The organism is Psychrobacter okhotskensis (assembly GCF_965638355.1).
In the GTDB taxonomy this organism is placed as follows: domain Bacteria; phylum Pseudomonadota; class Gammaproteobacteria; order Pseudomonadales; family Moraxellaceae; genus Psychrobacter; species Psychrobacter okhotskensis.
The window spans coordinates 1,154,646-1,167,918 of record NZ_OZ281822.1 but is presented as its reverse complement, the minus strand read 5'-3'; the positions used below and the strand labels follow the sequence as shown (position 1 = coordinate 1,167,918).

Here is a 13,273-nt window from a genome sequence, read left to right as displayed (position 1 = left end):
CGCAAGTTAATATAAAATCAAGTTAATATAAAAATAGCCACTTTAACAAAGTGTGTTAAGGAAAATAGATGACCGCTAAACTCAAAAGTATAGCCGTACTTATTGATGCCGATAACGCCTCAGCAAAAAATATTGGTCATATTCTGCAAGAGATAGAGAATATTGGACATGTCACTTGTAAAAAAATCTATGGCGACTGGGGCAATGCGCATATCCAGAGTTGGCAAGAAGCATTGCTTAAATACGCCATCGACCCTATGCAACATTTCGCTTATGTGAAAGGCAAAAACGCCACTGATATCGGCATGGTTATAGAAGCAATGGACTTGCTATACAGTGATAATTACGATGGGTTTTGTTTGATCTCAAGTGATAGTGATTTTACTTCATTAGCGCTACGTATCCGCAAAAACCATGTAAAAGTATTTGGCTTTGGAAAGCGTAATACGGTTAGCGCGTTTTCACAGGCTTGTGATAAATTCTTTTATGTAGAGGATTTATTAACTGCTAAAAACGACTCCATTACAGTCAGTCCTACACCGAATAAGAATGATACCCCATCTTCAAACATTGCATCAGAACGTTGGACGACTAAGCAATTACATACCCAAAATCATCTTATTGGCGTAATAAATAAACTAATCAATGAAAATCCTAATGCTAAAGATGGTTGGTCAAACCTATCTTATATTGCTAGCCAAATTCATAAAAACCATGAAAATATCAAACTAGATAAATATGGCTATAAAAAATTCTCTGATCTTATTACGACACTACGTCTATACGATGTGCGCCGTGAAAATAAGGTTATGTTAATTAAATTAAAAAGTAAAAAAATTACACAATCTCCTGTGATGACTAACAGTAAATCAGCGTTAGACTTACAAACTAATAATACCATTCATGAAAAACAAATTTCTAAATCAGCATCCAACCTCTTTGCCGCTGCGCCCATTATTGTCAAAATAACAACGGCACCTACTATCAATGCTGTATTGTTTAGAGTAGATGCCACTGCAAAAGTACGGGGCGATGAAGACATGATATTTTACGGACAGACCCATAGTGAAGATGGTGCAGTCGAACTGGATCAACAACTTGAATCTGAGAAGTCCATATCTGAATTTAGTTGTGATCTAAACCTTCAGCCTGCCAATATTGAACAACTTAACTTTGCTTTATCAAGTGAGCTTGAGAACTTAGCGACTGATCCTCCACAAACACCTATTCAGCTGAGCATCCTTGACAAGCAACAGAATGCATTATTATTTTCAGGTGAATTTGACATAAAAGATAAGTCAGGCAAAAGTTTGATTCTATTTACATTAAACCGAGCAGGCAAACAATGGCAATTTATGCCAAGGCATCAAAATATAGATGGCGACCTACGTTATCTTTGTGAAAAATATGGGATAGAAATAAGCGATGACTGATCTTAAAAATAACACAATACTTAATACCATGATATCTAATACTATGTATAAACGCAGCATCACCCTACCACGCGGCACTCTTGATTTAACTTATCAAACCAATTCAGCCACTGCAAAAGATGGAACAAAAACAAGCAATCACTATCAATTAGAAGACTTGCTTGGCTTTGCGCAGCGCATCAATCCTAAACGCGCATTTTTGTTTGTCTCAAAAGTCTTAGGTCGCCATATTCCAGTCGCCCCTAACACCATGCGACATGCTTTTACTGATTTGGCAAGCCTAGTGCCGAGCGATTTGCCCGAGGCACTTTTGGTCATCGGTATGGCAGAGACTGCCGTTGGGTTATCTGCTGGGGTGCATCAAGCGCTACAAACGCGTTATCCCAATGCCTTACTACTGAACTCTACCCGTCACGCACAACATAACGACGATAATTCTGAAACCTTGCTAACAACTTTTAGCGAAGATCACAGTCACGCTAGCCAGCATCTGATTTATCAAAGTGCAGATAAAGCTATCCAAGCACAGCTACTAGCGAGCAAAACATTGATTATGGTTGATGACGAAGCATCAACGGGCAATACTTGCGTCAATGTAGTTACCGCCCTTCGTAACGCAGGGCTTGATCAATTAGAGCAAGTACATCTGACCACTTTGGTTGATTGGTCTCTAAATCAGAACCAAGCTCAAGCTGACGTAGACGACAATATATCTGCACGTTTGCCTAACATTGACTTTCATCGTCATCACCTATTATCTGGTGCGTGGCAATGGGCGGATGCGCCCAACCCTGAGCCGATTACTATGCCGTCGGTCGATACGACTGAGGCTGGCAGTCAACCACTAGGCAATACTGGTAATTGGGGACGCTTCCCAACGCTAGATAGCACAGATGGATTTAATAATTATTTAGCGAAGTTTCAATCCGCATTTACGCGTTTCAGTAACCAAGCACCGTTTGATAAAAAGCAATTACCTGAGCGAATTTTGGTATTAGGCAGTAATGAGTTTGTTTGGTTGCCATTTTTATTGGCGGAATGGCTTGAGGCGAAGACTCAAAACGCTACCGTTAACTTTAGTGCGTTAACACGTTCACCGATTGCCCTTGGTGGCGCGATTACCACTATGCTAAGTTTTAGCGATAACTATGGGCTTGGTATGACCAACTTTGCTTATAATGTTGAGCCTAGCGATTGGGATGTGATTGTCTTGTGTGTAGAGACATCAGCGGATAGCGTTGATGACATGTGGAAAGGTTTGGATAATGTATTGGTGGTGAGTCCTACACTTTGAACTATCTTCTAAATCATACTCTGATTTTCAAATCTATTATTACGGACACTTTTATGACCACCCCTTTCTTTAAGACTAGCCCCAACATTATCAAACCTTACGCCTTAATGGATTTAGACGATACCCTATTTCAAACACAGCGTAAGATCGACGCTTGGGATTTACCTACCGCTGAATCTGAAAGCTTAGTCTGCGCCACGGTAAACAAACAAGCCGAACCATTAAGCTTTATGAGCCAACGGCAAGCATCGTTCTTTAATTGGTTGCTTGCTAGTACCGAATTGATAGTGGTCACTGCACGCGACCGTAGCGAAATCAAACGTGTAAAGCTGCCTTTTGACAGTTGGCAAGTTTTGACTCACGGTGCAATTATTTTGACAGCTAATGGCGAGCTGTTAAGCGCATGGCAACAGCGTATGTATGAACAGTTGAGTCCTTTGCAAGACAAACTTAACCAACTGAGCCAATTATTCGCGGGTCACAGTAGAAACGATAACAGTCAGCTAGTATTTACACCGCATATTGATAGTTTTAATAATGGTTCTGTTAATGAAGAGCTAACCATTTATCTGGCTATTAAGCATGCGCAAAAAGACCATCAAGCGTTAGTCGAATTAGCCAAAAAGCTACCTACATTAATACGTGATTTTGATCAGGATTTTTATGTCCATGTAAACGCTAACAACCTCGCGATACTGCCACATGCGGTACATAAGCATCATGCGGTACAGTTTTTATTAGACCATTATTTAGATAGTCAGCGCCCAAGTTTTGGCTTCGGTGACAGTCTGGCAGATTTGCCGTTTCTGCAACTGCTAGACTGGTACGGTATGCCCAATCATGGTCAACTGCACGACAATCTTAGTTCTTAGTAATTCTCAGCTCTTAACAACTCTCAAATATCAATAATTACAATAACGACAGCAGCTTATACGAGTAAAAAACCTCCTATGACCACTCCCAATATTCAAAAACTCGATAAATACGGCTCAGGCAGTTACCTTGCCAGCGATGTAACAGTGCTACTCGATATCGTTGATAAAGACGCGGTTGCAGACGTGCCGGTTAGCCAAAAAGAAGCACTGATCCAAAGTGGTCAGCGCCACTATTCAGACATGCTGACTTTAGAGCAAGCGCCGTCAGCCATGCATGAGCAATTATACGCGCAGGCATTAGAGCAAGGCACAACGAGAACCGCGACTGATATCGCTAATTTAGCGCATACGTTACACCATACTTTCGAGCAAACGGTTAGTGCTGAGCACCCATTAGTATTGGTCAGCTTAGTACGAGCAGGTTTGCCAGTTGGCGTATTATTACAGCGTGCCTTATCAGATAAGAAAGGGTCAGATAATGAAAGGTCAGATACCGATAGCGACTATAACTTGCCAAGTGTGCATTACGGTATTAGTATCATTCGTGACCGCGGTCTTGATCCAGTCGCTTTACAGATGATATTGGACGCTTACCCAGACAGCCCCATCGTATTCGTTGATGGCTGGACAGGTAAAGGTGCCATCTATCAAGAGCTTGCTCATAGCTTAGAAGTCTTTAGTGACCCTAGCCATCCCAATTTTGCCAATATTTTTCATCAAGGAAAAGACGTAATCCCGCTACTGACACTTGCTGATCCAGCGGGCGTAGCATGGCTAGCTGCTAGTGAAGAAGACTGGTTGATCCCATCAGGTTTATTAAATAGCACGGTGTCGGGACTGATTTCACGTAGTCTTTATACTGAGCCGCAATCAGGTCTACATCGCAGTGTTTTTTATGATAATTTAGTAGAGGCAGATCATAGCTTGACGTTTATCGATCACATCGATACTGCACGACGTGCATTAACGATACCTTTGCAACGTTTGCCAACATTTAAGCAGCCGCGCTATCAGACTGCTGATTTAATAGATAAGCTGGCTGCAGATTACAATATCACCAATCGTAACCGCATTAAGCCGACGATTGCAGAGGCGACACGCGCCATATTACGCCGCGATCCCGAGCGCATTCTACTGGCCACTGCTGATCATCCCGATACCGTATTATTGCGCCATTTATGTACCGAACGAAATATCAATATCAAGGTATTAGGTGCTAAAATACTCCCCTATCAAGCCATCACGCTGATCAAGCAGCGTAGCAAAGACAGCTAAGCTATTATTGCTGATCAATTCATACGTTCTGTCTTTTATAACCCTTTACGACCATTCAATTTATCACTATTTACGATGCCGATTATGCCAGATATGCCAAATAACGAATCAAACATTTATAGCCATACCCAGTCTTATGCGCATCTCATCACTGAGCGTCATGCGATGGTTAGGCCCAATACCCATCATCCGTATCAGCTGGGTGCAAGCCTTTATATGCCTGCTACTCGCCAAGATATCTGGCAAGTCATCAAGCGCGATAAATTACCAACGATTAATAGCATTATCATCTGCTTAGAAGATGCCGTTAGCCACAATGATGTCGAGCTGGCGCTGACACGGCTGCAAACCCTGCTTCATACTTGGGCGATACACGTCGATAGTATCAATGATCCGTCAAGAGAATCTGGCTTTCAATCGAATCAGCAATCGAATCAGCAATCAGAGCAAAAAAACCAGCATCCCACGCGGCCCTTGGTCTTTATACGTCCGCGCAATCCAATGATGCTGCAACAACTGGCAGACTACGCTCATATCGATCTCATCGACGGCTTCGTCATGCCCAAAGTCGATATGTATAGCTTATCCAATTGGCGCATGGCCTGCCAGAATCTCAGCATCGATCATTTATTAATGCCGACGCTTGAGACCGCAGCATTATTTAACCCACATCACAATCAAGAACTGGCCATTGGTTTTAAAGAAGCTTTTAGCCAGCCAGTCTTTGCGCTGCGCATCGGCGGCAATGATCTGTTTGCCGCGCTGCGTCTGCGCCGTCCGAAGAACAGTATCGTCTATGATACCCCTATCGGCACGCTTGCTTATCAGCTGCTCGGCTGCTTTGTGCCGCACGGCTTTTATCTCACCGCACCGGTCTTTGAGTATTTAGATCAGCCAACGCTGTTTATGCAAGAGCTGACTCGCGACGTCAGTTTGGGCTTAGTCGGCAAAACGGTTATTCATCCTAGCCAAATCGCTTTAGTTCAGCAAGCCTACTGCGTGCCAATGAGCACATTAGATGAGGCGCAAGCCATATTACATAGCGAAGCCAAAGCGGTATTTAAATATAATAATACGATGCTAGAGCCTGCCACACATCGCGCATGGGCGACCGAAATCGTCAATCGTGCCGATGCCTTTGGCACTATCGATGACGGCAATAGTGACTATACATCACGATTGTAAGCACCTCTTATACCAAAACCAAAGACGCCGTTATCATAGCAATGATAACGGCGTCTTTTTAGTATAGTCGATTCAATTTAAAAGTAGTACAAGGCAACCGAGTGTAGATGTATAGGTGATACTTCAAGCGAGGTCAACGCAGTAATATTTTTATAGTGGAATGACTATATAGGGGCATGCCCTAATTAGGGCGTGTCCTCATTTTAAAAATGGTGATAAAAATGAGATAAATTGCAGTCAAACAAGGAAAATAACGCAGATAATATCGGGATATTAACCAGCTATTTAACGATGTTTGGCAAAATTTAGCCATTTTTAGCCCGTTTAGATATGATCAATTGAATTGAGGACACGCTCTAGTCATACTTATGATACACAGCTCGTCAAAAATTGACTCAGCACTTTATTGACCTGTTCAGGCTCTTCTACCGTCGAAGTATGTCCAGAGCCTTTGATTATTGCAAGCTTAGAGCCATCGATGGCGAAGTGCATACGCTCAGCTTTGGCATAAGGAGTGGCGACATCCTCATCGCCCACGATGATTAGAGTAGGCGTCGTGATGCGATCGATTTGATCATAAATAGCGTCGCGTTCGATGACTCCCATCGTGGCTTTGACGACCCCACCTTTGCGATTACCATTGAGCATTGCCAACCATTCTTTTTGATCCGCTTTACGCGATTTATCTTCTAAAAAAGTACTACCAAACATAATAGGCATGACTTTTTTACTCACCCTTTTCATCCCCAACCAGCGAATAGCCGTCATGAGCTTTTTGTAGCCGGGAATATTGTCAGGGTCTTCCGCATCAGCCGAAGTGTCTATTAGGGTCAAGGATTTTAGCAGCTCTGGTCTTCTAATAGCGATGCGTTGTCCAACGAAGCCGCCCATCGATAGTCCGACATAATGGCAGCTGTCTATATCGAGCGCTGCTAGGAGAGCAATAGCATCATCTGCCAAGGTGTCCATGTCGTAGCCGTCTTTAGTAATTTGCGACTGGCCTTGTCCGCGAAAGTCAAAAGCGATGCAGCGATAGCGGTCCTGAAAGTGCTCGACTTGTTTGTCATAGATTCTCGTATTCCAAAGTAGCCCATGAGCAAAGACCATGACAGGTTTCTGCGTATCGTTTGGTGCGCTGTCTTCGTAATTGATATTAGCATTATTGACTTCAATAGTTGGCATAACAACTTCCTTGTATAATCGATTAAAAAATTAAGCATATGACTGCTTTTTCTTTTTAGCCCTGCCTTTCTAACGCTTTACTTCTTCCACTGATCTTTTAGCATAATTCACCAGCCACTCAGTTGACAGTCTTATTTCTGAATGAGCCGTTTTTATCGGTGCATCCTAAGAAATTAACATAGCGAGACAGATTAAACCACACTGGCGATTTGTCCTAAGCGCCCACAAAACTTGCTTTTATAATCATAGCAAGCTGCTATAGTAATCAATAGTGAATGATTTGTTACAAAACCTGCTCAGCCTTTATTTTGAATCGCCTATTACCTAACTAATTTAACTAAGGAAAGCCAAGATGTCACCGTCTCTCGTCGAGTACAAAAGCGAAAACCACATTGCCACCATTACTATGAACGATCCAAAAACGCTGAATGCCTTTAGCACGCCATTAAAAAACGCCATTATGGATGCGCTTGATAAAGCAGATAGCGATGCAGACGTACGTGCGATTGTCTTGCAAGGCAGCGGTCATAATTTCTCTAGTGGCGGTCATATCGGTGAAATGCTAGAGAACGGTATGGAGTCTGAGGCATTGGTCGCAAAGCTTGATTTTATGCTACGTGAAGTCGCGGAAGTGAGCTTAAAGCTACGTAATATCCATAAGCCAATTATTGCTAAATTGGAAGGTGCAGTCGCTGGTGCAGGCATGAATCTAGCACTGACTTGTGATTTCCGTATCGCCGCTGACAATGCAAAATTCGTCCAAGCCTTTGTTAATATTGGTCTGATTCCCGATGCTGGTGGTATTTATTTACTCAATCAATTGATTGGTGCTGCCAAAACCACTGAGCTCGTTATGCTTGGTGATAAGCTCAAAGCGGACGATGTCGCACGTCTAAATCTAGTAAATAACGTCGTTAGTGCGGACGAGCTAGATGCCACTGTACAGGCATTAGCGACGCGCCTAAGCAACTTACCGGGTAAAGCGCTTGCTTCAATGAAGCATATGATTAATGTCCATGCCTTTTCTGGTCTTAATGAAGCGCTTGATATGGAAGTTGAACAACAAAACATGATGGCCGTTACCGATGACTTTAAAGAAGGTATCACCGCTTTTATGGAAAAACGTAAGCCTGTTTATCAAGGTAAATAATAACCTGATCACACTCTGTTTTGCACTATCATCAAAAAGGCTGCCTAATGGCAGCCTTTTTTTAGGTCATACGATATCAAGAAAATTCCGTATTAAACATATCTTTAAGTGACACTTTTAACTCTTAAGAATTAGAGGCTATCTTATAGTGATGCGGTAAGGTAAATATCTTGTCAAAACCCAAGGTAAAAATAAAGGTATAAACCAAAAAAAATAGCAGTAATGCCGCCTCCATCATAAAAGCTTTGATCAAGCCAACCTCATACCAAATCATATAAAGCGGCAGGCAAATCAACACCAAGCCACCTTCAAATCCTATCGCATGAATACTGCGGATAAATAACGTGCGCTTTGTCACCTGCTTGCGCCGTTCCCACGCTTCAAAAGCTGTATTGTAGAGAAAGTTCCAAATCACCGCTGCCAATGACACCATCACAGCGACCGGTAAAGACTCTGCCGCATCACCACCGCTGAGTTTCATCAATACAAGAGTAGAAGCAATAATAGCGATAAGCTCAAAAACAGTCACATAGAGAATACGACGTTTGAGTGGGGATAAAGTAATCAACCAAGACTCCAAAGCACTTGAGTGTAAACAAAAAAGTGCCTATCAAAGTATCGGTCCGTCCCGAGAGAAAAAAGATATATTGAGTGCAGAGCCACGGTTTCCGCCTGCACTTATATTATACAGAAGATAGGTTAAAAAATCAGTTAGTACTTATGTCAAACACATCCGAGTCATTTCGGAATTGCTAAGTTGCCAATTTCTAATTAATAAGATACCTTCACCTGCTTTTTCTAATAGATTAGTTTTGAATAAGATAGTAATTTTTTGGGTGTTTACCTAAGATTTGTGTCAGCTTACTTTGAGCATAGAAGTTAAACCCCATAAAGAGTATTTCAGCTCTATCGTTCATAAAGCTAGCAATAAATTTAGTTAAGTATTTAACTGCGTTAGTGATTTTTTTAGTCTTTAAAGTCTTTTAGAGTCACATGATGTAACAACATTCTATTAAAAATATTAAATCTATATGAACTTTTGCTATTTCTGCCATCTATAGCAGAGATGAACCTTCTAGCAAAAATCTGAAAAAGACTATATAAAAATAAGCATAATAAAATTAAAATAAATAAATTAAAGGCTATTAGTACTGTCTCATTAGGGTATTTACTTGCTATCTCAGAGACTTCGACTCCACCTAAAAACTTAGCTGATATGGACAAGCCTATAACAGCCAAAAAATTTTTCATAATTATGTTAATTTTTGAATTTTGGAGTAATTTTCCAGTAGATAAAAATTCATTATGATTTACCTTATGATAACTCTGAAACCATTCAGTGCTTTTACTTACTAAACTAAAAGAATTCATGTTCTCAGGAAGATTATTTTTTAACCACTTATCTTGTATTATTTGGATATCCTTACTGCCATATTTACTTTCTAGAATATCTGTTTTTCTGCTATTTATAAATAGTAAGACTGCTACGTATACAGCTAAAGATGCAAGATAAAATATCCAACCTAAAATTTTACTCTTATAAATATAAATTGGGAACACACTTTGTAAAATCGATGACTCCATAACAATTACCATAATTGCATGGTAGCTTATAGACAGCATCAAAAATAACATGAGCCAAGCAATTCCTTTATGCTCAAATCTTTTAGAAAATATACAATACCTTTTAAAATATACTGTAATAGACTCAATATCATAATAGTATTTATTAACTATTTCATATACTTTTTCATCTTGATTTTGACCACCACTAGAACCCGCCATAAAAACTCCTTGTTAAATTAGTTTAGTTAATTATTAACCAACAAATGACAGTTTACAACTGGGTATTATATTTAAGCGTCAATCAATGACGTGTTAATTTATCACACTCAACAAAAAACCTCGCATCATAAGACACGAGGTTCGTTTTAAATAATCTAAATTTTTAAACCAAAATTAGGTCAATTGAGCAACGTTAATCTTATCAGCTTCTTCAGTATAATCAGTCATACGGTCAAAGTTCATGTACTGATATACTTCATCACCCATGCTGTTTAGCATACCAGCATACTGCTGATATTCGTCGTTCGTTGGCAATTTACCAAGTACCGCTGCTACGGCTGCAAGCTCTGCAGAAGCAAGGTATACGTTAGCGCCTTGACCTAGACGGTTCGGGAAGTTACGGGTTGACGTTGATACCGCAGTAGAGTTCGGTGCGATGCGTGCTTGGTTACCCATACATAGTGAACAACCTGGCATTTCAGTACGAGCGCCCGCTTGAGCATAAATGTTGTAATAACCTTCTTCCATCAATTGACGTGCATCCATCTTAGTAGGTGGTGCAATCCATAGACGAGTTTTGAGGCTACCTGCTGGTACGTCTTGTAGCAGTTTACCGGCAGCACGGAAATGGCCAATGTTGGTCATACATGAACCAATGAATACTTCATCAATGGTGTCACCAGCCACGTCAGCCAATGTTTTTGCATCGTCTGGATCGTTCGGGCAGCAAAGAATCGGCTCTTTAATCGTGCTCATATCGATGGTCATATCGATAGCGTATTCTGCATCTTCGTCAGCACGCATAAGGCTTGGGTTCGCTAGCCACTCTTGCATTTGCTCGATACGGCGACTGATAGTACGCGCATCGCCATAGCCTTCTGAGATCATCCACTTAAGAAGGGTAATGTTTGAGTTTAAGTACTCAGTCACTGACTCTTCAGATAGAGTAATGGTACAACCAGCAGCGCTACGCTCAGCTGAGGCATCAGATAGCTCAAACGCTTGCTCAGCGGTCAAGTCTTCTAGACCTTCGATTTCAAGAATACGACCATTGAATTCGTTGATTTTGCCTTTCTTATCAACGGTCAATAGACCTTCTTTGATCGCTTGATAAGGAATCGCATGGACTAGGTCACGTAGCGTGATACCAGGCTGACGTTCGCCAACGAAGCGGACACGGACAGACTCAGGCATATCAAGTGGCATCACACCAGTCGCGGCTGCGAATGCAACTAGGCCAGAACCAGCTGGGAACGAGATACCCATTGGGAAACGAGTATGCGAGTCACCACCAGTACCAACGGTATCTGGAAGTAGCATACGGTTAAGCCACGAGTGAATGATACCATCGCCCGGACGTAAGCTGACGCCGCCACGGTTCATGATGAAGTCAGGTAGTGTGTGCTGCGTCTCAACGTCAACGGGCTTTGGATAAGCAGCCGTATGACAGAATGACTGCATAACTAGATCTGCTTGGAAGCCCAAACATGCCAAATCTTTTAGCTCATCACGAGTCATCGGACCCGTAGTGTCCTGACTACCAACTGTAGTCATCTTCGGCTCACAGTACATACCCGGACGTACGCCTTGCAGGCCACAAGCTTTACCAACCATTTTTTGTGCAAGGGTAAAGCCTTTACCCGTATCGGCTGGCTCTTCTGGCTTAGCAAATACGTCTGAATGACCAAGACCCATGTACTCACGAGCACGATTAGTCAAACCACGACCAACGATTAATGGAATACGGCCACCAGCACGGACTTCATCAAGCAATGTTGGTGAATTTAGCTTGAACGTTGACAATACTTCATCAGAGTCATGCTTAGTGATTTTGCCTTCGTACGGATAGATGTCAAAAACATCACCCATGTTTAGGTTATCAACCGCTACTTTTTCGATTGGTAATGCGCCAGAATCTTCCATAGTATTGAAGAAGATAGGAGCGATGTTGTTACCTAATACTAAACCGCCACCACGTTTGTTTGGCACGTTAGGAATGTCTTCACCCATGAGCCACAGTACTGAGTTGGTCGCAGACTTACGGCTAGAACCCGTACCAACCACGTCACCAACATAAGCCAGTGGATGGCCTTTTTCTTTTAGCGCTTCGATCTGCTTCATTGGACCGACGACGCCCTCTTCGTCAGCAGTGATGCCGTCGCGAGAGTTTTTGTGCATGGCTAATGAATGCAATGGGATATCAGGACGGCTCCACGCATCTTGCGCAGGTGACAAGTCATCAGTGTTGGTTTCGCCAGTCACTTTAAACGTCGTGTAAGTGGTCTTTTCTGGTACGGCAGCACGGTTCAAGAACCATTCAGCGTCCGCCCAAGACTGCACGACTTCTTTTGCAATGTCATTACCAGCTTCAGCTTTTTCAGTGACGTCATTGAATGCGTCAAATACCAGTAGCGTTTTTTTCAACGCTTCAGCAGCGTCTTGTGCAACATCGGCGTCATCTAGTGCAGCAACCAATGGCTGCACGTTGTAGCCACCTTGCATAGTGCCTAGGATTTCGACGGCTTTTTGCTTGCTGATAAGTGGTGATGATGCTTCACCTTTAAGAATAGCCGCTAAAAATGCAGCTTTAACGTAAGCAGCTTGGTCAACGCCAGCAGGAATACGGTTTTCTAGCAGGTTCATTAAGAATGCGTCTTCGCCTGCTGGTGGGGTTTTTAATATTTCAACCAACTCTGCTACTTGTTTTTCGTTCAGTGGTAGCGGAACCGTTCCTAGCTCAGCACGTTCTTCGACATGTTTACGATAAGCTTCTAACACAATAGTCGTCCTCGTCAGTTGGGGGTATTAGCACATTACGTGGGTAGTCAGCATGACAGCCTGCGTCTATATACTAGATGGAATAATTATCCGTGCAATCATAGCTTAAAACGCTCTAAATGTTAATGGCTCAGCCTTTAAAAGGCTCAATATAGGGCCATATTGGACATTTATTATAAAAATAGTACCATCAATAATATGATTGGGCAGCCTTTCGCAACCAATATGCTGCTTGTCACTCTCGTCAAGCATAGCTCGATTCATAATCAAATTAATACATCGAGACTACCAAACATTTTTCAGGATATTATTTGAT

Annotated in this window: 10 protein-coding genes; 6 read left to right on the top strand and 4 right to left on the bottom strand. The window is 42.0% G+C overall.

Annotation, left to right across the window (positions count from 1 at the left end; genetic code table 11):
• Window positions 1–68 precede the first annotated feature (68 nt).
• The 5 genes from ACSUPM_RS05060 (at window position 69) to ACSUPM_RS05040 (ending at window position 6,062) form a co-directional block, all read left to right on the top strand.
• The gene (locus tag ACSUPM_RS05060; RefSeq protein WP_101210983.1) at window positions 69–1,433 is read left to right on the top strand and encodes an NYN domain-containing protein; all 1,365 of its coding nucleotides are present in this window, start codon (window positions 69–71) and stop codon (window positions 1,431–1,433) included.
• Between the two features lie 43 nt (window positions 1,434–1,476).
• Window positions 1,477–2,727 carry a phosphoribosyltransferase domain-containing protein gene (locus ACSUPM_RS05055; RefSeq protein ID WP_436880315.1) on the top strand — a complete coding sequence of 417 codons (1,251 nt, stop codon included), beginning with the start codon at window positions 1,477–1,479 and terminating at the stop codon, window positions 2,725–2,727.
• Between the two features lie 53 nt (window positions 2,728–2,780).
• Window positions 2,781–3,599, top strand: a complete 819-nt coding sequence (locus tag ACSUPM_RS05050; RefSeq protein ID WP_201566609.1) for an HAD hydrolase family protein — start codon at window positions 2,781–2,783, stop codon at window positions 3,597–3,599.
• A gap of 78 nt (window positions 3,600–3,677) precedes the next feature.
• Window positions 3,678–4,877 carry a cysteine protease StiP domain-containing protein gene (locus ACSUPM_RS05045; RefSeq protein WP_350588106.1) on the top strand — a complete coding sequence of 400 codons (1,200 nt, stop codon included), beginning with the start codon at window positions 3,678–3,680 and terminating at the stop codon, window positions 4,875–4,877.
• Between the two features lie 84 nt (window positions 4,878–4,961).
• Window positions 4,962–6,062 carry an HpcH/HpaI aldolase/citrate lyase family protein gene (locus ACSUPM_RS05040; protein WP_025650984.1) on the top strand — a complete coding sequence of 367 codons (1,101 nt, stop codon included), beginning with the start codon at window positions 4,962–4,964 and terminating at the stop codon, window positions 6,060–6,062.
• A 366-nt stretch (window positions 6,063–6,428) separates the two neighbouring features.
• Here the strand turns inward: ACSUPM_RS05040 and ACSUPM_RS05035 are convergent, their stop codons facing one another.
• On the bottom strand, window positions 6,429–7,244 hold the full coding sequence (locus ACSUPM_RS05035) for an alpha/beta fold hydrolase (protein ID WP_101211511.1): 816 nt from the start codon (window positions 7,242–7,244) through the stop codon (window positions 6,429–6,431).
• Window positions 7,245–7,596: 352 nt separating this feature from the next.
• Here ACSUPM_RS05035 and ACSUPM_RS05030 point away from each other — a divergent pair, with 352 nt between their 5' ends.
• Window positions 7,597–8,394, top strand: a complete 798-nt coding sequence (locus ACSUPM_RS05030; RefSeq protein ID WP_201566613.1) for an enoyl-CoA hydratase/isomerase family protein — start codon at window positions 7,597–7,599, stop codon at window positions 8,392–8,394.
• Window positions 8,395–8,518: 124 nt separating this feature from the next.
• Here the strand turns inward: ACSUPM_RS05030 and ACSUPM_RS05025 are convergent, their stop codons facing one another.
• From ACSUPM_RS05025 to acnB, 3 genes are all read right to left on the bottom strand, one after another.
• Window positions 8,519–8,962 carry a PACE efflux transporter gene (locus tag ACSUPM_RS05025; RefSeq protein ID WP_201566615.1) on the bottom strand — a complete coding sequence of 148 codons (444 nt, stop codon included), beginning with the start codon at window positions 8,960–8,962 and terminating at the stop codon, window positions 8,519–8,521.
• Window positions 8,963–9,360: 398 nt separating this feature from the next.
• Window positions 9,361–10,179 carry a hypothetical protein gene (locus ACSUPM_RS05020; RefSeq protein WP_201539935.1) on the bottom strand — a complete coding sequence of 273 codons (819 nt, stop codon included), beginning with the start codon at window positions 10,177–10,179 and terminating at the stop codon, window positions 9,361–9,363.
• A gap of 174 nt (window positions 10,180–10,353) precedes the next feature.
• Window positions 10,354–12,957, bottom strand: a complete 2,604-nt coding sequence (acnB, locus tag ACSUPM_RS05015) for a bifunctional aconitate hydratase 2/2-methylisocitrate dehydratase (protein ID WP_173240158.1) — start codon at window positions 12,955–12,957, stop codon at window positions 10,354–10,356.
• Window positions 12,958–13,273 lie beyond the last annotated feature (316 nt).

Bases quoted from the DNA above. Each gene is read 5' to 3' on its own strand.
- ACSUPM_RS05060 (WP_101210983.1), top strand. From the start codon at position 69: ATGACCGCTAAACTCAAAAGTATAGCCGTACTTATTGATGCCGATAAC.
- ACSUPM_RS05055 (WP_436880315.1), top strand. From the start codon at position 1,477: ATGTATAAACGCAGCATCACCCTACCACGCGGCACTCTTGATTTAACT.
- ACSUPM_RS05050 (WP_201566609.1), top strand. From the start codon at position 2,781: ATGACCACCCCTTTCTTTAAGACTAGCCCCAACATTATCAAACCTTAC.
- ACSUPM_RS05045 (WP_350588106.1), top strand. From the start codon at position 3,678: ATGACCACTCCCAATATTCAAAAACTCGATAAATACGGCTCAGGCAGT.
- ACSUPM_RS05040 (WP_025650984.1), top strand. From the start codon at position 4,962: ATGCCAGATATGCCAAATAACGAATCAAACATTTATAGCCATACCCAG.
- ACSUPM_RS05035 (WP_101211511.1), bottom strand. From the start codon at position 7,244: ATGCCAACTATTGAAGTCAATAATGCTAATATCAATTACGAAGACAGC.
- ACSUPM_RS05030 (WP_201566613.1), top strand. From the start codon at position 7,597: ATGTCACCGTCTCTCGTCGAGTACAAAAGCGAAAACCACATTGCCACC.
- ACSUPM_RS05020 (WP_201539935.1), bottom strand. From the start codon at position 10,179: ATGGCGGGTTCTAGTGGTGGTCAAAATCAAGATGAAAAAGTATATGAA.